Below are 25417 nucleotides of genomic sequence, written 5' to 3'. Positions count from 1 at the left end.
CCACTAGGGAGGATGTTATACCATGGCAAAAGACATTAAGTTCTCTGAAGACGCCCGTCGCGCAATGCTTCGCGGTGTTGACGCTTTGGCAAACGCAGTGAAAGTAACGCTTGGACCGAAAGGCCGCAACGTGGTGCTTGAGAAGAAATTCGGAAGCCCGCTCATCACGAACGACGGTGTTACCATCGCAAAAGAAATCGAGCTGGATGATGCATTCGAGAACATGGGTGCACAGCTTGTTAAAGAAGTTGCTACCAAGACAAACGACGTTGCCGGTGACGGTACAACGACGGCTACGGTTCTTGCTCAAGCCCTGATCACGGAAGGCTTGAAGAACGTAACGGCAGGCGCAAGCCCGATCGGCATCCGCAAAGGGATCGACAAAGCCGTTCGTGCAGCGGTTGAGGAGCTTCACAACATCTCCAAGCCGGTTGAGAACAAACAATCCATCGCTCAAGTTGCAGCCATCTCCGCAGCGGACGACGAAGTCGGCGAACTGATTGCTGAAGCTATGGAAAAAGTGGGCAACGACGGCGTTATCACCGTTGAGGAATCCCGCGGCTTCGAAACCGAGCTCGAAGTGGTTGAGGGTATGCAGTTCGACCGCGGCTACATTTCTCCGTACATGATTACGGACACGGACAAAATGGAAGCGGTGCTTGACAATCCTTACATTTTGATCACCGACAAAAAAGTAACGAACACGCAAGAAATCTTGCCTGTTCTTGAAAAAATCGTTCAACAAAGCAAGCCGCTGCTCTTGATCGCCGAAGATATCGAAGGCGAAGCGCAAGCGATGCTGATCGTGAACAAGCTGCGCGGTACGTTCAATGCGGTAGCTGTTAAAGCTCCAGGCTTCGGCGACCGTCGTAAAGCTATGCTGCAGGATATCGCTGCTCTGACAGGCGGCCAAGTGATCACCGAAGAACTGGGTCTCGACCTGAAATCGACTTCGCTGGATCAACTGGGTACGGCTCGTCAAGTACGCGTAACGAAAGAAAACACCATCATCGTTGACGGTGCTGGAAGCAAGGAAGACATCGAGGCTCGCGTGAAGCAAATCCGTTCCCAGCTCGAAGAAACGACTTCCGAGTTCGACAAGGAAAAGCTGCAAGAGCGTCTTGCTAAGCTTGCTGGCGGCGTAGCTGTCATCAAAGTCGGTGCTGCTACTGAAACAGAGCTGAAAGAACGCAAGCTGCGCATTGAGGACGCCCTGAACGCAACTCGCGCTGCAGTTGAAGAAGGTATCGTATCCGGTGGCGGTACGGCTCTGATCAACGTTTACGGTGCCGTAGCGAAAGTAGCCGAAGCTCTTGAAGGCGACGAGCAAACTGGCGTGAACATCGTGCTTCGCGCTCTGGAAGCTCCGATCCGTACGATCGCTGCCAACGCGGGTGAAGAAGGCTCCGTTATCGTGGACCGTCTGAAGCGTGAAGCAGTGGGCGTAGGTTACAATGCTGCAAACGGCGAGTGGGTGAACATGATCGACGCAGGTATCGTTGACCCTGCGAAGGTTACTCGCTCCGCATTGCAAAACGCTGCATCCGTTGCTGCAATGTTCCTGACAACTGAAGCGGTTATCGCTGACAAGCCAGAACCAGAAAAAGCCGGTGCTCCAGACATGGGCGGCATGGGCGGAATGGGCGGCATGATGTAACAAAGGGGTCAAAAACCCTATAATACCGCATAATGAAAGGCTCCCTCTCGGGAGCCTTTTTATATTATTGAAAAAATGGAAGGGATCATATCTCTTCTATTTCAGGTTTAGAACACGCAAAAATGGTTGAGGCTGAAGTCCGACGTTTTGCGAAGCGGCTATTAGAAATGTCGTCCATTTCGAATGGCCGTCATGAGCTCGATAGCCCCTGGTTTTCGGCGTAACCCGCTCGGACATGGTTCATCCTGAACATTCATGAATATACTGTTCGTAAATGATTCAGGAGGAGCCAATGGACCTGTGTCCGAGCGGCGCTGTCGTTTTTACCCTGATACTTCCGTCCAGCGAGAGGAGAAACTACGGACTCTTTATTAGGTGAGGCATTAAAAATAATTGAACAAGCAATCAAGGACGGACCCAAGATACACAGACAGCAATGACAGGGATATGGCATTTAAAATCTAAATTGAAGACCGTAAACATGCCAGCAGAGAGGATCTCCTTTTACATCCCTTCACGGAAAGGTTTACACATGACGGAGTGCGGAGTGATGAATTTGGACGAAGATGAGGGAAAACGGATCATTACGTTTATCGTAGTAGCTGTGATTATTTTTTCACTTATAACCAGCCCCGCGGAAGGAGATGGGGGAGATGACAATATTCCGATCATAGTGAACTAGTGATGGGGGTAAGTGCAGTGAGGAAGAATGGGAACAGTGGTAATGGGAAGAGCAGAAAGAATGGGAAAAACAAGAAAAACTCACTGCCCCAAATATCCCCTCAACAGATTGCAGTCATCGTCGGATTGCTTACAAACGCGTTGGAGGTCGAGTCCGTCTTAATCGACAGGGATCAAAGAATCCAAATCTTATTGGAAGGATCCATAAGGAAGAAAACAAAAGCAGATAAAATGGCAGAAGAGCTGGATGATATAAGTGTTAGCGATCTGATAGAAGCTTATATTCTCCGATGAGCAACTAGAAGTGTATGTTTAACCAAAAAATCGAGACGCCTAGAGCCGGCTAGGTTTTATATTCGCAGCCCGTCCCCTTTATATCAAGGAGGCGGGCTGTGTTTTGTAAGGGATCCCGGTATACAAGTCTAACAAAGGAACTATTTCTCGTCCCAAAGTCACAAGCTTGTCTCCATTTTGTTACAACCGCGTAACAGAAACGGGGGCTGCCTTCCAATATAATGAAAGGAAGTGAATTGGAGGGGGAGAGGACATGAATAAGAAACTTGCGGCTGGAGCAGCGATTCTGCTGATGTCCGCGATATTGGCGTGTACGCCTGCACCGCAGCAGGTACAGGCAGCTGATCAGATAGAGCTGCTGGTAGATGGAGAGGCGGCAAAGGCTGCCGGGCAGCCGTTTTATAAAGGAAAAACATTGTATATTCCGATTAGAGTACTGGGTGAATTCTATCCGTATACGTTTCATTGGGACAATAAAAGAAAGATCGCTACGCTAAAGTCTTCGGATGGAGCCAGCGTTTTTAAAGCGGGAAGCAAGCTGGCAACGGCAGTGGGAATGGGCGAAGTCGTATTATCAGGTCCTGTTCTGCTGAAAAATGGCCATTTGTACTTTCCTGCATACGATCTGAACACTTTCACGGGGGCGGAGCTCGTTACGAATACCTCCGGCCGGGTTGATATCCGTTCCGGCTCGATGAGCACGAGCGTACGTGTTCCGACCGAACCGATCGCTGTAGCGGAAGAGAATCCGAAGGTGAAGCTGTACCCTGCCTTGAAGGACGGCGATAAATACCGCGGATTTATTTTGGAGGCTGAAGGCAAGCGATTGCGGTTTAACTGGGAAATTCCAAGATTTCCGAATCGGCCGCCTCAGCTCTTCTACGCGGACGTGAACGGTGACGGCAAGCCGGAAGCGGTTGCCGTGTTTGTGACAGGCTACGGAACCGGGGTGTATGTGCAAGAGATTCACGTCGTCAGTGTGAAGGACGGGAAAGAAATCAAGGTAACGCCTCCGGAGACAGCGGCAGAAGAGGTTGTCGCATCGAGCATTCAGCTTGAGGGTTCAGAGCTGCGGATCGACCTGAATTTACGAGGGAAGTCTCCTAAAAAGCTCCAGCTCCGAATGTCGGATGCGTTTCCCGATTACTCATACAGGACGGAGATCGGCTTCGGCGGGGTCACGTATTATCGGGTGGAGGGGAACAAGCTGATTGCAAGTTCGGCGGGGGATATTGGGTTTGCTTATTATATCGGCGACTTTGAGTTCACATATGCGAACGGTCCGGACGGCCTTCGTCCAGAATCCGTCAAGTTGAAGAACCTGATTGATGAAATCTCGGTAGAAGGTCAGGACAAGCCTGCAGGGAAATAAACGACGGATTCAATACGAGGGTGAGGAGGAACTTATATGGATCAGGGACCGTTTCGTTCCATCGTGACGACCGAGGAGGAGCTCCGATCGATGTTCGGGGAACCGAATCAGGTGGTCAAGCATAAAATGATACATGCTTTGGACAGGCATTGCCGGGACTTTATCGCCAAGAGTCCGCTGCTCTTCATGGCTACGTCGGATGCATCGGGAGCATGCGATGTTTCGCCTCGCGGCGACTCCGCCGGCTTCGTGCATGTGGTGGATGATCACCATCTGGTCATCCCGGAGCGGCCGGGCAACCGCCGCTTCGATTCATTTCGAAACCTGTTGACAAGTCCGGGGATCGGCCTCATTTTTGTCATCCCGGGATTGAAGGAGACGCTGCGAATCAACGGCCAGGCTGTGCTTATCCGTGACGAAGACCTGCTGGAGAAGCTTTCGGCACAGGGCAAAAAGCCGTGGCTCGGCATCGGCGTCACGGTCGAGGAATGTTATATGCATTGCGCCAAATCGTTCATGCGTTCCGGAGTTTGGGATCCGAATACATGGCTGCCGGCAGATAAGCTTCCGAACCCATCCCGCATTATCGCCGATCATGTCAACCAGGAAGGCGTGTCGGAGCAGTCGGTTGCGCAAGGCTTGCAGGAAAGCTATACGAAACGTCTGTACTAACGGGGACGTCCATATCGATGCGTACGCGGAGCATGATCACAGACGCAAAAAGAAGGCGTCCCGAAAGGTCAAATGATCTTATGGGACAGCCTTCTTGCATTCCTGCGGATTCACACGAGGAGTTACCATTAACCTTCCGCGGCTAGGGGATATAGGCTAATCATCATCCCTGCGGTTGCTCTTGGATGCTGCGACCACAAAGGCAATAATGACAAGCGGAATAAAGATAAACCAGGGAATCGTGATCGTGGTCCCCAGCAGCATGGCCAGCAGCAGGAGGACAACCGCCCCGATAATCAAATAGAGGCAGCCTCTACCGAACGTCTCCATCTTCCATCAGCTCCTTTGTTTAGGATAACGTGAAAGACAAGAGCAAAGTTCCATTATTTTTTCCAATCATGAAAAACTCTAATTCGGGATATTCCTATTGCCACAGGCTGCGATCGCCGCGATGACATGTACCCATAGCATATCCGATGACGTTAAAACGCCATACCGTAACCGACAAGCTTTATGCTCACTCATGAATGGGTGTTTCAATGGTTTGCGACTACATAAGAATTCATAGGCCGTTTACAGTGCCATCACGCCCTGCGGTCACGCTGGCCTCCGTAATCGGCTTGGTGCAGCTTTAGTGTAAAATATGAAAAGCATACCAGATCAAGTGTTTTTTCAAGCAAGACAAAAGCGCCCCGCCATCGTCTTAGTGAGACGAATGGCAAGGGCGTTTGGTGGTTAAACGGCAGAATGGAGCTTAAGGACGACCAGCCCCAGGTCGGCGATATCGATCAGACCGTCGCCGTTGATGTCCAGTTCCCGGGTATCCTCATTCACGGCCGTACCCACGAACTTGGCGACCAGCATGACATCCAGCAGGTCGACGGTGCCGTCATGGTTGACATCCTCTGCTACGGCTTTGACAATGCTCACATGCTTCACGATATCTTCGCTGATGTGGTGGAGCTCGCCTGTCTCGTCTGCATTCGCCAATGTCCAGGAGGAGCCTGCAGCAAGCGTAACGGAGGCATTCCCTATCAGATTCAATGCCTTGAAGCTGAGCGTGAACACATCGGTGTCGCCGATGACGCTGCGGTCTCCGGTCAGACTGGAGGTAATAACGGCTTTACCGGGCTCCAAGGTGGTGTTCATGTACGTGCCTTCGCCTGCAAACTGGCCGGCCTGTGCGACGTCGACCAATTCCAGCTTGGATGCATCGTAGCTGATCCGCGAATGCATGCTGTACAATAGATCGGCATCCGCTGCCTTAACGGTCACATCAAACGTTTCACCGGTTTTGGTTTCCGCAGGTGCTGCGAGATCGAACCGGATCCGATCGTTCCCCGGGACTTCCGGTTCCTTCGCCATATTCATCGTAATCCGATACATTTGAGTCCGGTTAAAGGACGGGGCATAGTACAGATGGCCGTCCGGCCCGAGCGTGAACGATTCGGTATCGGCCAGCTCGATGAACTCGAACGTAGCCGGATCGATTGCATACAGCTTCTTCGTCAAATTGGCGAGCAGAATGCCTTCCTTGCTCCAAACCAGATCATAGTTGCCCCAGCGAAGAGCGGTGCCGCTGTCGGCTGGATTGACGTTAAAGTACTTGATGACCTGAAGCGTATTTGGCTCCAGTGCAAATACATAGCCGTTCACGCCGCCCCAGAGCAATCCGTCCGGACCGAAGGTCAGGCCGCCGATAGCAGGAGGGTTGGACAGTCCGGGAATGTCCAGCGTCTTCTCCAGAATCTTCTCCTCCTTAACCGTATCCCACACGAATAGCTTAGCTTCTGAGGCCTTCGGATCAACGGCCATGCCGCCGTTAATGCTGGTGGATCCGTACAGCTTGCCGTCTTTGTAAGCTAGGGAAACGACGCTTTGATCTTGCACGACGTTTCGGAACACGCGATAAGCGGCGGAAGGGTCCGCTGCGGTCGGATCAAATACCGTAATGGCTCCTCCAAGCTCGCCGTAGGTCGAAACGGAGCCGAAGTAAATTTTGTCGCCGGCAAGGGTGCTTGCGCCGATTCGGTCCTGGCCGTTGCCCAGCGTGAACAGCTTCTTCGGATTGCCGGTTCCGTCCGGTTGACCCAGATCGTATTCATAGATATCCCCGCCAGGGTAAACGCCGAAGTACATCCGGTTGCCGTAAGACTCGACCGCGCCGGCCTGCCCCATGCTGAACGTCTTGGCCGTATTCGTTGCAATATCGTAGGCGGCCGCCTTGGAAGCCTGCATGCCGGTAACATAAATTTTGCCGTCAGGGCCATTCACGAATTTGTGGGTAATGGTTGCTGAAGGCGGTAAAATATTTTCATATCGCTTGACGGTATTCGTCTGCGGATTGAAGAACACGATAATGCCGCTGAAATTCATCGTAACCAGGCTTGTGCCCGGCAGATCGGGATCATCGACCTGCACCCAATTCGCGCCCCGGAACGCCGTTTCGTATTCCATTCCGGAATCGGCGACTTCATGTGTTACGATATCAAAGGTTTTGATTTTTTTGTCGGCTGGAAAGTAAATTTTGCCGTTCAGAGATTCTTTCGGCAGATGAAGGCCTGACGAGCTCTTCTCGATCACGACATCGAGCCATTCCCCGGCTTCGATATCATAAATGTAGCGTTTTTGCGGCGTATCGTACCGGATGACCAGGAACTTGTCGTCAACAATGCTCAGATCATACACATACCCGGTTTCGTTAAGGGAGGAAGCAATCTCAACCTTTTCCCCGGTCTCGACATTCACTTTATAGACTTTGCTGTGGGACGTACCTGCATAAATATATCCGTTGCTGTAATCGATGGATCGCACGTATTGCTGACCGGCTCCATCAACCATAATGCCGTAGTCGCGGCTCTCCTTGGTGGCCGGATCATACTTCAATACCCGTCCGCCGGGTCCCGCTCCGATATAGACGGCTCCCGCCTCATCGATGGCAAGACACCAGAACACGCTCTCGGTCGGATGGGTATACACTTTCTTGACGTCCTTCGTAACCGGGGAGTAAGCCCACAGCTGCCCGGCCGAGGTGATATACACCGTGCCGTCGGGCGCGATTTCATGATTCCACACTTCGCCGCCGCCTTCAAGCGGTAAACTGCGGATGACACGGTAGTCATCGAGATCGACGACGTGGAACATCGGAGGGATGCCTTTTACGGTTGTGTACATAACGTTTTTGCCGTCCTCAATGCCGGCTTCGCCGTCCATCAACCCGACAACGCCGGAAATCGGAAGCGTCCTGAATTCAGGCTCGCCGAATTGAATGTCATCGAGGCTTGCTCCAGGCTGACCTGAAGCCTCTCCGATCGTAATCAGCTTCACTACATTTTCGGAGACGGATTCCATGCCGTTCAGCTGTGCTCCCTTGGCGAGCATGAGCCACGTGCTTCCGCTATCCGCGATGACGTTGAACGTCATCTTAGCGATATCGCTGTCACCATCGATGGCATCCGGCAGGCTCCCCTCCAGACGAATGCTGCCATTCTCTTTATCCGAGGAGAAGGAGGCTTGTGCATCTCCAAACGCACCGGCAGGCTTCACCTCGGCGATCTCCAGCATGGAGGGGTCGTAATAAATGGAGGCGGTAACGCTGGAAATGTCCGCGCCTTCCGTCAAGCTCAGCATCGTGCTGATGGTATCCCCTTGTTCTGCGCTAGCTGGAGCGGACAGCGCCAGCTTTCCCGGAAGCTGGACCGGTTGTTCGTAAGACATCGTAATGTCGTCATAATAAGCGGTTGCCCGGCTGTAAGCGGTCGTGTACAGAATAATTCTGGCATATGCCGCATTCGCCGGCGCTTCCAGGCTTGTAGATGCCGAGGTCCACTGCTTCACGGGAAAGCCCTTCGAGGTGTCGTTATGAAGCGGCTTTTCGGCAATGGATTTATCGGCCGCATCGAAGTAACGGAGGTTCAAGCTTGCCGTCCCGCTTTCTTCCATATACACCGAGGCGGTCACGGTATAAGTGACACCGCTCGTAATATCTAGCTTGCCGCTCATGAGAGCCACGGAATTGCTTTGCGATCTATCGGTGATTTTCAGGCTCTGATTGCCGCTATGGCTGTTCTCCGTGGAAACGGCATAGGTATATTCACCCTCCTTCACAGCAAACATGCTGCTCCAGCCCGGGATGGCGGCTCCAGGTGCGCTATCCTCAAAACCAGGATTGGTTAAAGGCATGCTGACGGATTTGGAAGCCGCCGCCGTAACGCCCGCGGGTGCAAGCTCAGAAGCTGCAGCTGCAGGAGACATGGATAGAAATAGCGAAACGGCCAGCGTGATTGACAGCAGGGAAGCGAGGCTTTTCTTCATTTTTCGAAGGCTTTTATACAATGAAATCCCTCCCGGTAATAAGATTAGGAATGTCTGAATGGATATAAGGAATCGGCTATTCATATTGCTGCCGCATGACAGCTACAGTTTTATGGTGACTTGCAAGCAGGCTGACTCGGTACAGGCTAGCTTGGAGAATCGGACTTTTTGCCTGGGTGGGGGGAGATTTGGAACGACAGCTCCTTCATCGTCTCTAGCGGCAGAAGCCGAAGATCGTTCTTGCCATGTTCATTTACATAGACCTCGGTTGTAATCGCTTTCATGCCATGTAATTGAAGAGTGGCTGCACCCGGTTTTAAAGCAGTGAACGTCACCTCTGCGACTTGAAGCTTCTTCTTATAGGACGTATCCTTGCTCTCCTTGCGGATCAGCGCAGCGGAAACCTGGCCCTCCTTGGTCTGCGAACTGGATGGGTAGTTGATATACTGATTCGAAATCTTCATCCCTTCATATCGAAGTTGGCTGGAATTGAATTTTAGATTGAACTGCAATCCATATAAATCCTGTACTTGCGAGGCATTTATGCGAATTTTGACCTTGGATCCCGGCTTGAGGGCATTAGGCACTCTCACCAGCTCCAGTTGTCCGCCTGCTGCGGATGCAGGGTAGGGGGCGAACAGACTGACGAGTAGAAGGACGATCATGACCGTTAAACCGTATTGTTTTCTCAATATGATACACCTCCAGTGATTTTGAATGTTGTTTTGTTGAATCAAAGCATGCTTGCTGACCAGGCACGACCTCCTTCCCTTCGCATTCATCTTTCAGAAATCACTTTATTTACTCTGGTATCCATGAAGTATACAAAAATGATAATATCATTCAAAATTACTGTCAATGTCCTTAAATAGAGAATAAATTGGTGTAAATGTGGTGTATGATCTGTGTAGAAAATGCTGGATATGGTATACTATCCCTACTATGAACATTGCCTTGTTGGTGAATGGGGAGTCTTGACGATGAGCAACAAACCTGATCGTGTCACGTTTCAGAAGCGGTTGGATGAGATGGTAAGCACGCTTCGGCGCGACATTCTCACCTCGGTCCGCCCGCCTGGGGATTATCTGCCTTCCGAGCTGGCGTTGGCAGAGCAGTACATGCTTAGCAAAAAATCCGTCCGCAAGGGACTTGAGCTGCTTGTGGAGGAAGGATTGATAACGAAAGAACCGCGCGTGGGCAACCGGATCAACGCTCCTGCTCCTGTGCCGAAGGTATCGCTGAAGCTTGGATGCTATCCTTCTCTGGATGATGAGATGGATCTGAAAGGATTGCTTGAACAGTTCCACGCGCAGTATCCCCACATCTCGGTGGATACGATTACACTGCCCTACACGCACTATCCTGAAGCGATCCAGGGGTATTTGGAAAACGGATGGGTAGATGTACTTTCGCTAAATACGTGGAATTTCCGTGAAATGCTGGAGCATGGTGAACTGGATCGGTTTCTTCCGCTGGAGCCGGATCCGGAGGCGTATTCGTTTCTGGGGGATTATCTGGCGCATGAAGGCAGGCTGTATGCCCGGCCGCTCACATTTTCGCCGGTTGTGCTGTGCTATAACAAAACCCTATTCCGGAAGTGGGGCATGCCGGAGCCGGATAGCAGCTGGTCATGGAAGCAGCTGGCGGAGACGGCAGCTCACATCCAAAGAGAGCACCAGTTGTTCGGCTTCTACGCGCATATTGCCTCTACGAACCGTTTCCCGATCGTATTGCTGCAGAAGCACTTTCGGTTTGCGCAAGAAGAAGGCGGATATCGTTATGATGATCCGAAGCTGTGGGACAGCCTCGGCATGTTCCGGGAGTTAATCTACGGACAAGGCTTGTCTGCCTCTTTCCTGTCCGAATCGGACGGGGACGCCGAGAAACTGTTTTTGCAGCAGAAGACGGCCATGGTGATGACGACGTATTATGGATTAAAAATGCTGAAGCAAGCCGATTTCGAATATGATCTCGCCCCGCTTCCTTATGAGCAAAGCGCGAAAACGCTGCTGCTCGTGACGGGGCTGGCCGTCAACCGGCAATCGAAGCAGAAGGAGGCGGCGCGCCTGTTGGTTGATTTTCTTGGCTCGGCCGCGGCCCAGCTGCATATCCGCAAGGAGACGCTGAGCATTCCGGCCCGGAAATCGTCGGCCGAATGGGACGGCGCGGAAACGATGTATCGACCGTCGCGCTTTAACCTATATCGCGAGATCGTCCCAACCTTCAGCAGCTATGCGGACTTGGGCATCACGATGGAGGAGCTGCATCGGCTCCGGAACGAGCTGAAGCTGTTTTGGGCGAATATGGAGCAGGCCCAGGATGCCGCCGCACGTCTTGCAAGCAGGCTTGGAGTGAAATCCCGACAATAAGCCTGTCCCTGCACGGGAACCTCGCCGGATGGGATAGCATATAGGCAGGAATGCAAGCATCGGGACTGAAAAATACGATTCGTGGTGACCATGGATCGTATTTTTTATTGCAATAGAGATGAAAAAGGACAGGTTTGTTCCTTTTTTATAACCCTAAGGATGCAAAAGTCAAAATAGTGCACATCAAGGCAAAAATCGGCTCTACAAGAACGGTGAGACTCCCCCTATCATGAATCGTAATCATGATCGATTCGAAGGGAGCACGACGTTATGTGGAGCAGTGCGATTAAAGATGCCGTAGAGAAAATCCGGAGGAACATGGATGCCTTCGGGACCCGATTCCCCCACGTCAGCAAGGACGGCGCCTATTTGCTGAATGATAATGACGATTGGACAAACGGCTTCTGGAGCGGTCTTCTCTGGCTATGTTACGAATATACGGGCGACGAGGCCTTCAGATTGGGAGCCGTGCGAACGGTAGAAGACTTCCGCCAGCGCTTTGCGGACAAGAAGGTGCTTGATCATCACGATATCGGATTTCTGTATTCCTTGTCCTCCAAAGCGCAGTGGATCGTCGAGAAGGATGAGAGCGCACGCCAGTTGACGCTTCAGGCTGCGGACTTGCTGCTGAAACGCTGGCGTCCAAGCGGAGGATATATTCAAGCATGGGGTCCTGAAGGAGATGAGAAGGAGGGCGGCCGCATCATCATCGATTGCTTGATGAATCTGCCGCTGCTGTTCTGGGCGGAGCAGCAAACCGGTAAGTCCCAGTATCGGGACATTGCGATCATGCAGGCGGAGAAGACAAGGCGTTATCTGGTGCGGGGAGATGACAGCTCATACCACACCTTCTTCTTCGATCCGCATACCGGGGAGCCGATTGGAGGGGCCACGCATCAGGGCTATACGAACGGCTCGACATGGACGCGGGGACAAGCCTGGGGGGTGTATGGATTCGCACTGGCTTATCACTATACAGGGGATCGTGTATATCTGGAAACCTCCAAACGAATGGCGAAATATTTCTTGAAGCACTTGCCGGAGGATCATGTTGCCTTTTGGGACTTTAATGCTCCCGTAACCGCCGATACCTATCGCGACAGCTCGGCCTCGGCTATTGTGGCGGCAGGTTTGCTGGAACTGATTGGACATTTGGAGGATGGGGATCCCGATAGAGCACGCTTTGAACAAGGACTGCAGGATTCCATGACCTCGCTGGTACGGAATTATTCCACCGTCGGCCAAGAGGCGGAGGGCCTGCTGCAGCACGGTTCTTATCATGTGCGCGGCGGATTGTCCCCGGATGATTTCATGATCTGGGGGGATTATTTTTACCTGGAGGCTTTGATTCGTATGGAGACCGGAAACAAGGGGTATTGGTATGAACGCTGATGCCACGGAAGCTTTGGTGAAAGCCCTTTTAACCACGCTGGATCCGGAGGATCCCGCAATCGGTCCGATGCTGAATGCAGATGATCAAGGTCATCGGCACGATGTACTGGGTAAGCTGCATGCATACTTCTCTTGCCGGAGAACAGCCGGATGGTGGATGAGCCGTGAGGAGAAGCGGATGATCACCGATTATGTGAAGCAGCACTGTGGGGATGAGCTGGAAATCGTCATGAAGACGGCGAATGAGGTGATGCAGCAGACGTTCCTGTTCCGCTTTCTGTGGGATATGGAGCGGAGCGTCGTTCCCGTTACATTTGACGGTGATATCGATTGGTGCCATATTCCCGATCAGGACGTAGAGTGGGCTTACATGCTGAATCGCCACCGCTATTGGGTGGCGCTGGGACAAGCGTATGCGATGACTGGCGATGAGAAGTATGCGGAGGTGTTCTGCCGCCAGCTTGAACACTGGATCGATCGGAATCCTGTCCCCGAAGAGCCTACGACGGATACGTTGACCTGGCGCCCGATCGAGGCGGGGCTGCGCAGCGCGAACTGGATCAAGGCGCTTCGATACATGATCGGCAGCCCATCCCTTACTCCGTCGCTGCTCGGTAAAGCGCTGATTTCGCTTCACGAGCACGGGGAGTATCTGGCCGCTTCCTTCACCAGCTGGAAACATATCAGCAATTGGGGCGTCCTGGAGACTTGCGGCTTATACCATATTGCGTTGTTCTTTCCCGAATTCACCCAGTCGGCAGGGTGGCGGGAAATGGGCGAAGAGAGATTGAAGGAGACGGCAAGGCTCCAGATCATGGCGGACGGCATCCACTGGGAGCAATCGCCAACGTATCATCACGAGGTGCTGGCTTGTTATCTTGACTGCGTCCACCTTGCCAAGCTCAACGGGTCGGAGCTTGACGACTCATTTTGTCGTACGGTCCTCGAGATGGCCGAAGCTTCCTTGTACTGGGCCAAGCCGAATCACAGGCAGCCGATGCTGGGAGACAGCGACGATAGCGATATCCGTTCCATTCTGACCTTTGCCGCATGGCTGTTTGAGGATTCCGTCCTGCGCTTTGGCGGACATGCCCGGCCGGATTACGACAATGCCTGGCTGTTCGGCATGGAGGGAATCCGTGATTACGAAGCGATGGTGCCTGTAGAGCCGCCATCCATGAGCCGGGCTTTTCCCCATTCCGGTCATTATACGATGCGAACGGGCTGGGACGAAGAAGCGCTGTACCTTTATTTTCACTGCGGTCCGCTCGGGGGAGGCCACGGTCATGCCGATATGCTGCACATCGATCTCCATGCCTACGGCCGCGACCTGCTCACCGATCTTGGACGGTACAACTATAGCGATCATACGCCGCACAGAAAAGCATTAAAGGAGAGCTCCGCCCATAACACGACCGTCGTCGACGGAATCGGGTTCACCGGGATCAGGGATACCTGGTCTTTCGACCGGATGGCCGGGCCGATGGGCTGCAAATGGATCAGCAAGCCTGACTTTGACTATGTCGAGGGGATGCATGACGGCTATCTTTATGGGAATGAACCGTTAATTCCGCGCAGAAGGATCATCTTTATCAAGCCGTATTTCTGGCTGTTGATCGACAGCTTGGCGTGCCGTGAGCAGCATACCCTGACTCAGCACTTCCATTTTCCGCACCCGCCAGGCGAAGTTCTGATGGAAGCAGACACCAAGATTTGCCGTACAAACACCCCCGGGGAAGCGAATCTTTCGATTATCCCCATAACGACGGCCGACCTGTGCGGGGAAGTGGGCGAGGGCGTGATCTCCCGCGAGTATAACCTGCTCGAGCCTAATTCGAATGCGTCATACTCCCGGACAGGAAGAGGATGGATCAGCATCATGCAGGTGCTTTATCCCCATCGTCCAGGCGAAACAGCCTCTCCGCGAGTCCGCAAGGTACCGGTATATCGTCATACGGGGGAGCAGGTTCATGACGGGCAAGCCGAGGCTTGCGGCGTTCAGCTCCCGGGAATGGAAGAGGAGTTTATTCTCGTTGTTAGCCACCGTGCACCGTCGGGTCATTTTGATTGTTATGTGGTGGAGGGCATGCAGATCTTCGGAGAGGTTGTGCTGATGACCCTTCAAGGAAGAAAAATGCAATCAACCGTCATCATTTAATGCATGCTTCCAGCACAGAGGATTGATAGAATAAAGAGGACAAGGAGCATAAGAAAGGGCAGAGAAACATGTTCAAATTTACCTTCTACAAACGCATCCAGCTGTCGTTTCTTTTGCTGATCTTCATTCCGCTGATAGCGGTTTCTATCATATCGTTTGTTCTGATCCGGGATACGATGGTAGAGAAGCTGCAGCTCAGCAACGAGAATGTCCTGAATGTCATGACGGATGAGCTGAGCAAAACCATTGACGATATCACGTTTGCCTCTCATTTTATCGTGAACGATACAAGTGTTCGCAATATTCTGAAGTCATTCGCAGACACCGAGAGGCTGGCAACTTATGAGGATTATGTGCATTTTAGACAAATTCAGGACATCTTTTCCCTGATTAACTCCAAGCCGCTGAATAATAATGTCCGCATGTACCTGGTCAACCCGCAGCAATTCGTCATCTCTTCCGGCACGGAGGATTTGACCACGATTAACGGAAGCGTTGACGAACTGATGCAGCGCGTTGATCTCAACAAACCGGAAACCCTGCAATGGCTAGGAATGGCCGGCGGCGACTCGGCGGGGAAGGGGAAAAGCTACTACATCGCCAGGGTGATCTATGACAGCCGCGAGAAGAGGCAAGTGTCCGTATTGCTGTGCGCCATTTCCGATAAGTACTTCAACCGGCTGCTCGGTACGGTCGACTTTGGCAAGGTGGCCCTCTTTGATGCAAACGGGGAATTCATTGCAGGTCATGCGGAGCTGATTCCGCATCATACGGAGACCAAGAGCAGTGTCCGATCGGATAGAACCATTTTGAAATCGAACTGGAAGCTGGCCTACGAAGCTTCGGAGAAAGAGTGGTCGGAGCCAATTTCCCGGACGTTTTATACCGGTCTTGCCGGGGTTCTTCTGCTGTTTCTCGTGTTCTCCGGGATGTCTATCCTGATCGCCAAAAGGCTGCACAGGCCGATTCTCAAGCTGCAGCGAGTGGTGCGGCAGTTCGGAATGGGAAATCTGGACGTCCGGCTGGAGGTCAAGGGCAAGGATGATATCGCTGAGTTGAGTCAGACGCTGAATACGATGCTGGATCAATTACAGCGGCTGATCCATGATATCGAACAGGAGCAGGAACAGAAGCGGGTGATGGAGCTCGAAGCCTTGTTTATGCAAATTCGCCCTCATTTTTTGATCAACACGCTCAATTCGATCAAATGCAGCCTCATCCTGACGAAGGATACGCTTCACAGCGGAATTATCGATTCCCTGATGAGCTTGCTGCGAGCCTATCTCAAGGTCAATGAGCCGGCCACGTTGCGCGAGGAGTGCAAGCTGCTGGGCCACTATGTCGACATTATGAAAATCCGCAACGAAATACCGCTTCGCTTAGAGGTCGATCTGGAACCGGAAACCGAAGGGCTCATATTGCCAAAACTCATATTGCAGCCGGTCGTTGAGAATGCCATCGTCCACGGACTTGTCGATCATCAGACGCCACGTATTCAGGTCCGCTCCAGACGCGACCCGGACGGAATCAGGATTGAGATTATCAACAACGGTACCCGGGCCGAAGAAGGAATGCTCGAATGTCTGAACCGCAGGCTGGGGAAACCAAGCGATGAGCAGGATGGAGCCTATGAGAGAGTCGGTCTGATGAACGTGGTCCAAAGACTCCGATTGACCTTCGGGCAGGAAGCGAGGCTGACACTCGCCAACCTTCCGCATGAGGGGATGTCTGTTTTGCTGTACTTGCCCGTAAGTCAACATCATGGTTATCTACCGGAGGGAGAGGAAGAGTAATGTATAGAGTTATGCTCATCGACGATGATGTTCCTATGCTCAAGGTATTGCAGCAGATGATTGACTGGGAGGCCAACAATCTGCAGATTGCCGGCAGTACGTATTCCAGCGCCAAAGCGCTGCATATGTTTGAGGAAGTGCAGCCGGATATTGTCATTACAGATATCGGACTTCCGCAAAAAAACGGCATTGAGCTGGCGGACCATTTTATGCGCGTGAAGCCGGAGGTACGGATTATCTTCCTGACCTGCCATGAGGATTTTCATTATGCCCAGCAAGCCGTAAAGCTGCAAGCGGATGATTATCTGATCAAGGATCAGCTTACAGCGGAGCAGTTGGAACAGAGCCTCGGCAAATCCATGAACTTGCTAAAAATGCGAACCGGTCTGATTCATCGCGAAGGGGCCAATTACAATAGTCAGCTCTTTCGGCAAGACCTGCTGCAACGGGTGATCAATGGCTCGCCGTCCGAAGCCACTCAGGCTTATGCAGCGCAGCTCGGCATCTCCTGGACCTATCCGTGGTTTGCGTTGGGGCTGGTCAGCATTCGACTCTCCAGCTTTGACAAGCGCTTCAGACAAACGGAATTGCCGCTGATTTTATACGCCGTTTATAATATTGCGACGGAATTGTCCGAGTCGTACGAAGGGATTACGCCGTTCATGGAGCAGGGGAACATTGTGATTCTGCATAACTTTAGGGTCAATCTGGCGCAGAATGCCAGCTTGCATCTTCATCATTATTTGCAGCGACTGCGTTATCAGTGCCTCCAATTTCTCAAGATTCAACCGAATGTTGTCTCCGTCACGGACAAGATGGAATTAAGCTCGATCGGCTCCGTCTATCAGGATATTTTTCATGGAAAATACGAGTTTTATGAAAATACCGACTATACGATGCTGGAAGCTTCGCAAATCCGAACACGGTGGTTCCAAGCCGCGCCTCAGGGGTTTCTGGACAGTTACGTTTCGGAGCTGGAACGGATGCTCATGAAGCAGGATCTCGACGGTATACGCGCTGCGCTGCAGAAGATCGCCGGAACCGCGAAGGAGCTGTCGATTGATCCGGGCGACTTTGCCCGGGATCTTTCCTCCATGCTTCGCAGCATCGAGCTGATGTTTTCCAGTCTGAAATTCGAAGAGGATCTGTTCGCCTATCTCGGTTTAGCCCGCACCTTGGAGGATATGATGGAGCTGGTGGAGAGAAGGCTGATCCAGACGATCGGAACCCGGAAAACGGGAGCGGGAAGCCCAACGAACGAGCCGAAGCTGCAGGTGATCCAGCAATATATCGATCAGCATCTCGACGATAACATTACATCGATCGATATGGCACGCTATCTGTTTTTGAACCCGAGCTATTTTTCCCGGTATTTCAAACGGTTGACAGGGCTCACCTTCACGGATTACGTGCATCAATACAAAATGAAGATGGCCACCAAAATGCTTAGAATGTCCGGGCAGAATTTGGAGTCTCTGGCTATGGAATTAGGCTATTCGGATCGTACGTATTTTTCGAAAGTGTTCAAAAAATACGTGGGGACCACCCCGAGCGAGTATAAAGCGAAGTACACCGCGCGAAAGTAAGCGGGCCTATAGTATTCAATTTAATTATACAGCAGCATGCCGCCCGGCAAGGGCGGCTTTTAAAGTTTTCACCAAAGCGCAAGCCACCCGCAAAGTATTTGGAATAAGCATCGAAGGATAGGCTCCCCCTTTGTGGGGCTTTTGTTCTGGGGTCCCCGCAAAGTATTTGGAATAAGTATAGAAGCGTAGGCTCCACTTTGTGGGGCTTTTGATTTGGGGTCCCCGCAAAGTATTTGGAATAAGCATCGAAGCGTAGGCTCCACTTTGTGGGGCTTTTGTTCTGGGGTCCCCGCAAAGTAATTGGAATAAGTATCGAAGCGTAGGCTCCACTTTGTGGGGCTTTTTTTAGGTCAAAATCTTGCACATGGCTGGTCAGAATCCCTCCTTCTTGCCGATGGCGGATGTATTACTATAATGACAACTTACAAATTGTTGAGGTGATGCTTCATGGAGGCTGTACAACGACCAGTGCCCAAGAGCCGGCGGAAGTTTTGGACTCCCAAGCGGAAAGAGGCTTTGATCGGGTGGCTGTTTCTTGCCCCGGAAATCGTCGGGATGCTGTTATTAAATGTATTTGCCCTTGGATTCTCTTTGTATTTGAGCTTATCCGATTGGGATATGCTGTCGGGTGTCCAGGGTATCGAATTTACCGGTTTCGATAACTATATCAAGATGTTTCAGGATCCAACCATCATTCAAGCGATAAAGAATAATTTGATCTATATGGTTCTTACGGTGCCGATCCCGATTGCCATCGCCCTGGTGCTTTCGGTTTTGATTCACAACAGTGTGTTCTTCAAAAGCTATTTTAAAGTCGCGTTCTTCATTCCGTATATTTCTTCGATTATCGCGGTCGCTGCGGTGTGGAGCGCATTATTCCATCCATCGCTGGGACCGATCAACCAGTTTCTGATGGAGCTCGGGATCAGCAATCCGCCGAAGTGGCTGGTCGATCCGAAAACGTCGCTCCTGGCGATTTCGATTATCAGCTCCTGGGCGGGCCTGGGCTACACGATCATTATCTATATGGCCGGGCTTACGAACATATCGAATGAAATTTATGAAGCGGCGGATATTGACGGTGCCGGTGCAATTAAAAAGTTTTTTGCGATCACGGTTCCGATGCTCCGTCCAACAACCTTCTTCCTGTTGATCACGATGTTGATTGGTTCGTTTAAAGTGTTTGACATTATCGCGTTCCTGACGGAAGGCGGACCGAACAATTCTTCTACCGTGCTTGTATTCCGTATCTATGAGGAAGGCTTCCAATATTACAATATGGGATACGCTTCGGCCATTTCCTGGCTGCTGTTCGCGATTATCGGCCTGATTACCGCGCTCACCTGGAAGATGAGAAATGAAGAATAGAGAGGGAGAGGATTGTACATGCAGTTGCTTCGAAAAAACATGTCCAAAGGGGTAATCACCCTTTTGATGGGGGCATTGTCCATCGTGTTTCTCGTTCCGCTCATTTGGATGATTTCCGCGGCTTTCAAATACGAGAAGGATGTTATGCGCTTTCCAATTCAATGGATACCGGAAAAGGTGAATCTGGCGTATAATTTCAAGACGGTTTGGATGGGGAGAGTTCCCTTCTATGATTTCTATTTTAATTCTTTTAAAATAGCCATTATCACGACCTTAATCACGCTGATCATCTCATCCATGGCCGCTTATGCGCTAACGAAGATCCGATTCAAGGGACGGAATCTCGTCTTTATGGCCCTACTCTCGTTCATGATCATTCCGGATCAGGCGACGCTGATTCCGCGGTTTCTGCTCATTCGCTGGTTTGGTCTCTACAATACGCATGCGGCCATCATCTTCATGAGTATGTTCTCGATCTACTTCACGTTCCTGCTTCGTCAATTCATGATCGGGATCAGCGATGAATATTTGGAAGCTGCGAGAATTGACGGTGCGGGCCATCTGCGGACATTTGCTTCCATTATGGTTCCGCTGTGCAAGCCTGTGCTGGCTACGGTAGCGATCATTAAATTCATTTGGACTTGGAACGATTACCAGAATCCGCTGATCTTCCTGCTGGACAAGGACCTATACACGATTCCGCTGGGGATGACGCTGTTCCGTGATGACTATACCAACAACTATGCCATTATGATGACGGCGGCGGTATCGGCGATCATTCCACTGGTCATCGTGTTCATCGTATTGCAGAAGCAGGTCATAAACGGTATCGCTTTAGGCGGGGTAAAAGGTTGATCCGAAGCCTAATGTGAAAAGGCCGAAGGTTTCGCAAAAGTCAAAAAAGTAATCCTAGAACCTCAAAATTGTGCACTTGATCGGCCGTGCCGGTGCCTATAATGAACATGAAAACAGCACAACAACTAATTTATCTGTGCAGGGGGAAGTAAGATGAAGAAAAAAGTCAAACACAGATTATCCATCATTCTAAGCACGGTTCTGGCAAGCACCCTGATTTTAAGCGGCTGCGGGAATTCCGGTTCAGAATCGGGTGCCGGCAAGGCAGACAATGGGGTTACCACCATCAAGTATTACAACTGGGATAACGAGGCCCAGCAGGCGGGCACGGATGCCATGCTCCAGGAATTTATGGATCAAAATCCGGACATCAAGGTCGAGCATGTGGTGCTGGTTCCCGGCGATTCCGTGGAAATGCTGAAAAAGCTGGATTTCCTGATCTCTTCCGGCGAAGCGATCGATGTTATTCAATTCCCGAGCTTGGGCGGAGTTCTCGAGCGGGCTGAACGCGGAGCTCTTGCTCCTCTGAACGAGTTCTACGAGAAGGAAAGCTTGGTTCCGGAAGACGAGTATTTCGTAAATCCCAAGTTAGGCGACAAGTATTATGGCATGCAGTATACCAAGAGCACGAACTATGTCATGCTCAATAAGGATGCCCTGGATGAAGCGGGACTTGAGGTTCCGAAATATGGTTGGACATGGGACGACTACCGCGAATACGCCAAAAAGCTGACCAAGGGCGAAGGCGTTGACAAGCGCTACGGATCTTATTTCCACACATGGGAGCTTTATATGAACGCTCCGGCCCAAACCATGATGAAAGATCCGTTCGTCTATGAAGACGGAACGACGATTCTGGCGGATCCGACATACAAATATTTCTTCCAGCTCCGTAAAGACATGGAGGAGAAGGACAAGTCGGCCAAGCCTTACAGTGACGTGCTTGCTGCGAAGCTGAACTACCGTACGGAATTCTTCAATGAAGAAGCCGCTATGATTCTTACAGGCAACTTTACGATCGCAGACCCAGGCAATACCGAGCAATATCCGCATGAGTTCAAAACCGCCTTCGCTCCTGTACCTGTGCCTCCTGCTGGCTGGGAACCGAAAGAGTATGAAGGAAAATACTTCACCAGCGGCAATATGCTGGCAATGGGCGCCAACTCCGCCAACAAGGCAGCCTCCTTCAAGCTTATGAGATTCATGACAACAGCCGATTCGGACAACAGACTTGAGTTCTCTGGCTACAAAAAGGCGAATAACGAGGAATTGCTGACGAAGCTGGTTGCCGGCAAAGAGGATATGTACGATATGGATTCGTTGAAATATACGCTGTTCAGCGATGAAATCCAATATCTGGATGCCGCCAAAGTCATGATCGCGTCTACCGCGGAATTGACCAAGATCATAAATGACGGCTTCTCTAAATTCATGCTCAGCAATGAGCCGATTGATGAGGTTCAACAATGGATGGTCGATGAGGCCACGAAAATCATTAACGAAAAAGGCGTTATCAAGTAACAGGGATAGCACAGGGTAAAGAATCCTGGTAGGAATCGGGCTTCGGGGGGCCATTAAGCCGGCTTCCCAAAGCCCTTTTTTTTTCAACTGTAGAGAGTTGGAGGGGAAAGCATGTCAATAACAAGAAAGCTAGAGGAGCAGCTAGCTGTTCCTTCGCCGGAGCAATTAGCTTGGCAGGATATGGAGCTCGGGATGTTCTGCCATTTTGGAATCAATACGTTCTGTGACCAGGAATGGGGGGAAGGCAAGGATGCTCCGGCCTTGTTTAATCCGGAACGCCTGGATGCCAAACAGTGGGCCCGGTCCGCGAAGGAAGCCGGCTTCCGTTATCTCATACTGACGGCCAAGCATCATGACGGCTTTTGCCTGTGGCCGACGGCGACGACGGATTACTCCGTAGCCTCGAGCCCGTGGAAGGAAGGCAAGGGCGATGTCGTGAAAGAATGCGCGGAAGCTTGCCGGGAGGAGGGCATCGGCTTCGGTATTTATGTATCCCCTTGGGACAGGCACGAGCCGTGTTATGCCGATCCGCAGCAGTATGATGACTTTTATTGCAGACAATTGGAGGAGCTCTTAACCGGCTATGGTCCGCTTGTGGAAATTTGGTTTGACGGCGCGGGATCGGAAGGCCGCGAATATGATTGGCCGCGAATCATGGGTCTTGTGAAAAAATATCAGCCAAGCGCCATGGTGTTTAATATGGGCGCGCCCACGATTCGGTGGGTCGGCAATGAGGATGGTGTCGCTCCGTATCCTTGCTGGAACACGGCCGATTCTTCTCGGGGCAGCATGTTCAGCGAAGAATCGCTGAAATGGCTGACGGAGACGCCGAGCTGGGTGCCCGCAGAATGCGATGTACCGATCCGAAAAGACCGCTGGTTCTGGCATCCGGACGAGGAACATTTGCTGTTGTCTCTTGATCAGCTTATGGACATCTATTACCGGTCGGTTGGACATGGAGCGACCTTGCTGCTCAATGTCGCTCCGGACCCCCGGGGACTGCTTCCGGAGGCCGATGTAAAGCGGCTTCTGGAATTTGGCAGAGAGATCAAGCGTCGGTTCGGTTCTGCCCTGGCCGAAGGCTCGGGATCGGGAGAGGCCGTTCAGTTAATCCTTCCCCAAGCATGCGTGATCGATCATGTCGTGGTCATGGAGGAGATTGCATACGGGGAAAGGATCAGTCAGTATGTGCTGGAAGCCTTCGTCGGTGGAGAGTGGCTCGAGCTGACACGCGGCAGCGCGATCGGTCACAAGAAAATCGATGCGTTCTCTCCGGTAACGACCGACAAGGTGCGTTTGCGGGTACTGGAAGCGGCCGCAAGTCCGGTCATCAAAAAATTGGCGGTTTATCGCTGCGGGCAATAAGCCTTGGATCCTAACATAAGGTGGAGGAGAACTGGAATGGGAGTGCTCACTTGGAAGAACGGACAATACCTGCTGGACGGGCAGCCTTACCGGATCATATCGGGAGCGGTTCACTATTTCCGTGTCGTTCCTGAATATTGGGAGGACAGGCTTTTAAAATTAAAGGCCTGCGGCTTTAATACCGTTGAAACGTATATCGCATGGAATGTGCATGAACCCACAGAAGGGGAATTTAACTTTAGCGGGATGGCCGACGTTGGATCGTTTATCGAATTAGCCGGGAAACTCGGCTTGCACGTCATTGTCAGACCCAGCCCGTTTATCTGTGCGGAATGGGAATTTGGAGGTTTGCCGGGCTGGCTGCTAGGTTATGGAGAAATCCGGCTTCGCTGCAGTGACCCGCTCTATTTAAGTAAGGTGGATCATTATTACGACGAGCTGATCCCGAGAATGGTTCCGCTCCTGTCTTCGAACGGAGGGCCGATCCTGGCTGTTCAGGTCGAAAATGAATACGGCAGTTACGGCAACGATCACGCTTATCTGGAGTATTTGCGCGCAGGACTGGTGCGGCGTGGCGTCGATGTGCTTCTCTTTACCTCCGACGGGCCAACCGACGAAATGCTGCTGGGCGGGTCCATCGACCATGTGCACGCGACTGTAAATTTCGGTTCCCGGGTAGAAGAATCGTTCGGCAAATACCGCGAATACCGTACGGATGAGCCGCTGATGGTCATGGAATTCTGGAACGGCTGGTTTGATCACTGGATGGAGGACCATCATGTCCGGGATGCGGCCGATGTCGCCGGCGTACTGGATGAAATGCTTGAGAAGGGCTCCTCGATCAATATGTATATGTTCCATGGCGGAACCAACTTTGGCTTCTACAGTGGAGCGAATCACATCAAGACCTATGAGCCGACGACGACAAGCTACGATTATGATGCCCCTTTGACGGAATGGGGGGATAAGACGGAGAAATATGAGGCGGTGCGGACGGTGCTCGGCAAGCATGGTTTTAAGCCGGGCTGCGCCTTCCCGGAGCCCATTCCAAAGGTGGCCTACGGAAAGGTCGCTTTGTCTGAGATGGCCGGTCTGTTTGCGGATGCCAATCTAGAGCATCTCTCCGAGCCGAAACAAAGCGTGTGCATCAAGCCAATGGAAAAATTCGGACAGTCCTATGGCTTTATCTTGTACAGCACCTTTATTCCGGGACCAATGCAAGGACAGCAGCTGCATATTCAGGAGGTTCGTGATCGCGCCCAGGTATTTCTGGACGGTCGGCCCCTTGGCGTTATCGAACGATGGAATTTGCAGCCGCTCGATATTACCGTACCCGCAACGGGAGCAAGGCTGGATATTCTCGTCGAGAACATGGGCCGGATCAATTATGGGCCGCTGATCCACGATCCCAAGGGAATCACGGAGGGCGTGAGAATCGATAACCAATTCCTGTATAACTGGACGGTCCGGACCCTGCCGCTTGCGTCCCAGATGCTGTCATCCCTCTCTTATAAACCGGTTATGGATAAAGGGCAGGCGGAGCATGAAGAGCTGTCTACGTCGGCGTCGGAAGACATGGGCCTGCCCGGATTTTACCGCGGCAGCTTTCAGGTGGAGGATATCGGGGATACGTTCCTTCGCTTTGATGGCTGGACGAAGGGTGTCGCCTGGATTAATGGCTTCAATCTCGGCCGTTACTGGAACGCGGGGCCCCAAAAGGCCTTGTATATTCCCGGCCCTTTATTGCATAAAGGGGAGAACGAGCTGCTTCTCTTTGAACTGCATGGCGGTCCCGAATCTTGCGAAGTTGAGCTGTCAGATCAACCAGACCTGGGACAGACCGCGGCAGTGGATGAAGCCGTGCTTAATTTCGTACAGGACGAAGAGGACAAGTAACCTATAACGACAGAATTATGCTGCAGTTTAGCTTGTTCAACGACCCGGGCAGAGAGGCTCTCTGGCCGGGCTTTTGCTGTATATGCCCTAAAATAGGGTCCGGTGCCTATCAAGCAATGAAAGG

At 51.7% G+C, this 25417-nt stretch carries 17 protein-coding genes; 14 read left to right on the top strand and 3 right to left on the bottom strand.

Going from position 1 to position 25417, the window contains the following annotated elements:
* Positions 1-22 precede the first annotated feature (22 nt).
* The 4 genes from groL to NST08_RS23905 all read left to right on the top strand — a co-directional run bounded on the left by groL (position 23) and on the right by NST08_RS23905 (position 4676).
* Positions 23-1657 (top strand): chaperonin GroEL, encoded by a 1635-nt coding sequence (gene groL, locus NST08_RS23920; protein WP_007132346.1) that lies wholly within the window; start codon positions 23-25, stop codon positions 1655-1657.
* A gap of 699 nt (positions 1658-2356) precedes the next feature.
* The gene (locus NST08_RS23915; protein WP_007132348.1) at positions 2357-2632 is read left to right on the top strand and encodes a hypothetical protein; all 276 of its coding nucleotides are present in this window, start codon (positions 2357-2359) and stop codon (positions 2630-2632) included.
* Between the two features lie 253 nt (positions 2633-2885).
* Entirely contained in the window at positions 2886-4004 is a 1119-nt protein-coding gene (locus NST08_RS23910) for a stalk domain-containing protein (RefSeq protein ID WP_341342361.1), read from the top strand.
* Between the two features lie 36 nt (positions 4005-4040).
* On the top strand, positions 4041-4676 hold the full coding sequence (locus NST08_RS23905; RefSeq protein WP_007132350.1) for a pyridoxamine 5'-phosphate oxidase family protein: 636 nt from the start codon (positions 4041-4043) through the stop codon (positions 4674-4676).
* Between the two features lie 156 nt (positions 4677-4832).
* Here NST08_RS23905 and NST08_RS23900 read toward each other — a convergent pair whose 3' ends face one another.
* The 3 genes from NST08_RS23900 to NST08_RS23890 all read right to left on the bottom strand — a co-directional run bounded on the left by NST08_RS23900 (position 4833) and on the right by NST08_RS23890 (position 9682).
* Positions 4833-5006, bottom strand: a complete 174-nt coding sequence (locus NST08_RS23900; RefSeq protein WP_007132351.1) for a hypothetical protein — start codon at positions 5004-5006, stop codon at positions 4833-4835.
* Between the two features lie 405 nt (positions 5007-5411).
* Positions 5412-9011, bottom strand: coding sequence for a cohesin domain-containing protein (locus tag NST08_RS23895; protein ID WP_341342360.1), 3600 nt, complete (start codon positions 9009-9011; stop codon positions 5412-5414).
* A 125-nt stretch (positions 9012-9136) separates the two neighbouring features.
* Complete coding sequence (locus tag NST08_RS23890) at positions 9137-9682, bottom strand: cohesin domain-containing protein (protein ID WP_341342359.1); 546 nt, start codon at positions 9680-9682, stop codon at positions 9137-9139.
* A 288-nt stretch (positions 9683-9970) separates the two neighbouring features.
* Between NST08_RS23890 and NST08_RS23885 the strand changes: the two genes are divergently transcribed.
* The 10 genes from NST08_RS23885 (at position 9971) to NST08_RS23840 (ending at position 25293) form a co-directional block, all read left to right on the top strand.
* The gene (locus NST08_RS23885; protein WP_007132354.1) at positions 9971-11359 is read left to right on the top strand and encodes an extracellular solute-binding protein; all 1389 of its coding nucleotides are present in this window, start codon (positions 9971-9973) and stop codon (positions 11357-11359) included.
* A gap of 270 nt (positions 11360-11629) precedes the next feature.
* The gene (locus NST08_RS23880) at positions 11630-12751 is read left to right on the top strand and encodes a glycoside hydrolase family 88 protein (protein ID WP_213616396.1); all 1122 of its coding nucleotides are present in this window, start codon (positions 11630-11632) and stop codon (positions 12749-12751) included.
* Positions 12741-14909 (top strand): alginate lyase family protein, encoded by a 2169-nt coding sequence (locus tag NST08_RS23875; RefSeq protein ID WP_341342358.1) that lies wholly within the window; start codon positions 12741-12743, stop codon positions 14907-14909. The genes NST08_RS23880 and NST08_RS23875 overlap by 11 nt, the downstream gene beginning before the upstream one ends.
* Before the next feature lie 68 nt (positions 14910-14977).
* On the top strand, positions 14978-16702 hold the full coding sequence (locus tag NST08_RS23870; protein ID WP_210094491.1) for a cache domain-containing sensor histidine kinase: 1725 nt from the start codon (positions 14978-14980) through the stop codon (positions 16700-16702).
* The gene (locus NST08_RS23865) at positions 16702-18288 is read left to right on the top strand and encodes a response regulator transcription factor (protein WP_341342357.1); all 1587 of its coding nucleotides are present in this window, start codon (positions 16702-16704) and stop codon (positions 18286-18288) included. The genes NST08_RS23870 and NST08_RS23865 overlap by 1 nt, the downstream gene beginning before the upstream one ends.
* Positions 18289-18735: 447 nt before the next feature.
* A complete protein-coding gene (locus tag NST08_RS23860; RefSeq protein WP_007132359.1) occupies positions 18736-19656 on the top strand; it encodes a carbohydrate ABC transporter permease in 921 nt (306 codons plus the stop codon).
* 18 nt (positions 19657-19674) lie between these two features.
* Complete coding sequence (locus NST08_RS23855) at positions 19675-20511, top strand: carbohydrate ABC transporter permease (RefSeq protein ID WP_007132360.1); 837 nt, start codon at positions 19675-19677, stop codon at positions 20509-20511.
* 153 nt (positions 20512-20664) lie between these two features.
* A complete protein-coding gene (locus tag NST08_RS23850; protein WP_007132361.1) occupies positions 20665-22032 on the top strand; it encodes an ABC transporter substrate-binding protein in 1368 nt (455 codons plus the stop codon).
* A gap of 111 nt (positions 22033-22143) precedes the next feature.
* Complete coding sequence (locus NST08_RS23845) at positions 22144-23397, top strand: alpha-L-fucosidase (protein ID WP_007132362.1); 1254 nt, start codon at positions 22144-22146, stop codon at positions 23395-23397.
* A gap of 36 nt (positions 23398-23433) precedes the next feature.
* The gene (locus tag NST08_RS23840) at positions 23434-25293 is read left to right on the top strand and encodes a glycoside hydrolase family 35 protein (RefSeq protein ID WP_341342356.1); all 1860 of its coding nucleotides are present in this window, start codon (positions 23434-23436) and stop codon (positions 25291-25293) included.
* Positions 25294-25417: the final 124 nt, after the last annotated feature.

This window comes from Paenibacillus sp. FSL K6-1566 (genome assembly GCF_038050475.1).
GTDB lineage: Bacteria > Bacillota > Bacilli > Paenibacillales > Paenibacillaceae > Paenibacillus_AQ > Paenibacillus_AQ lactis.
The sequence above is the reverse complement of the archived record's forward strand: the minus strand, read 5'-3'. Positions and strand labels throughout refer to the sequence as shown.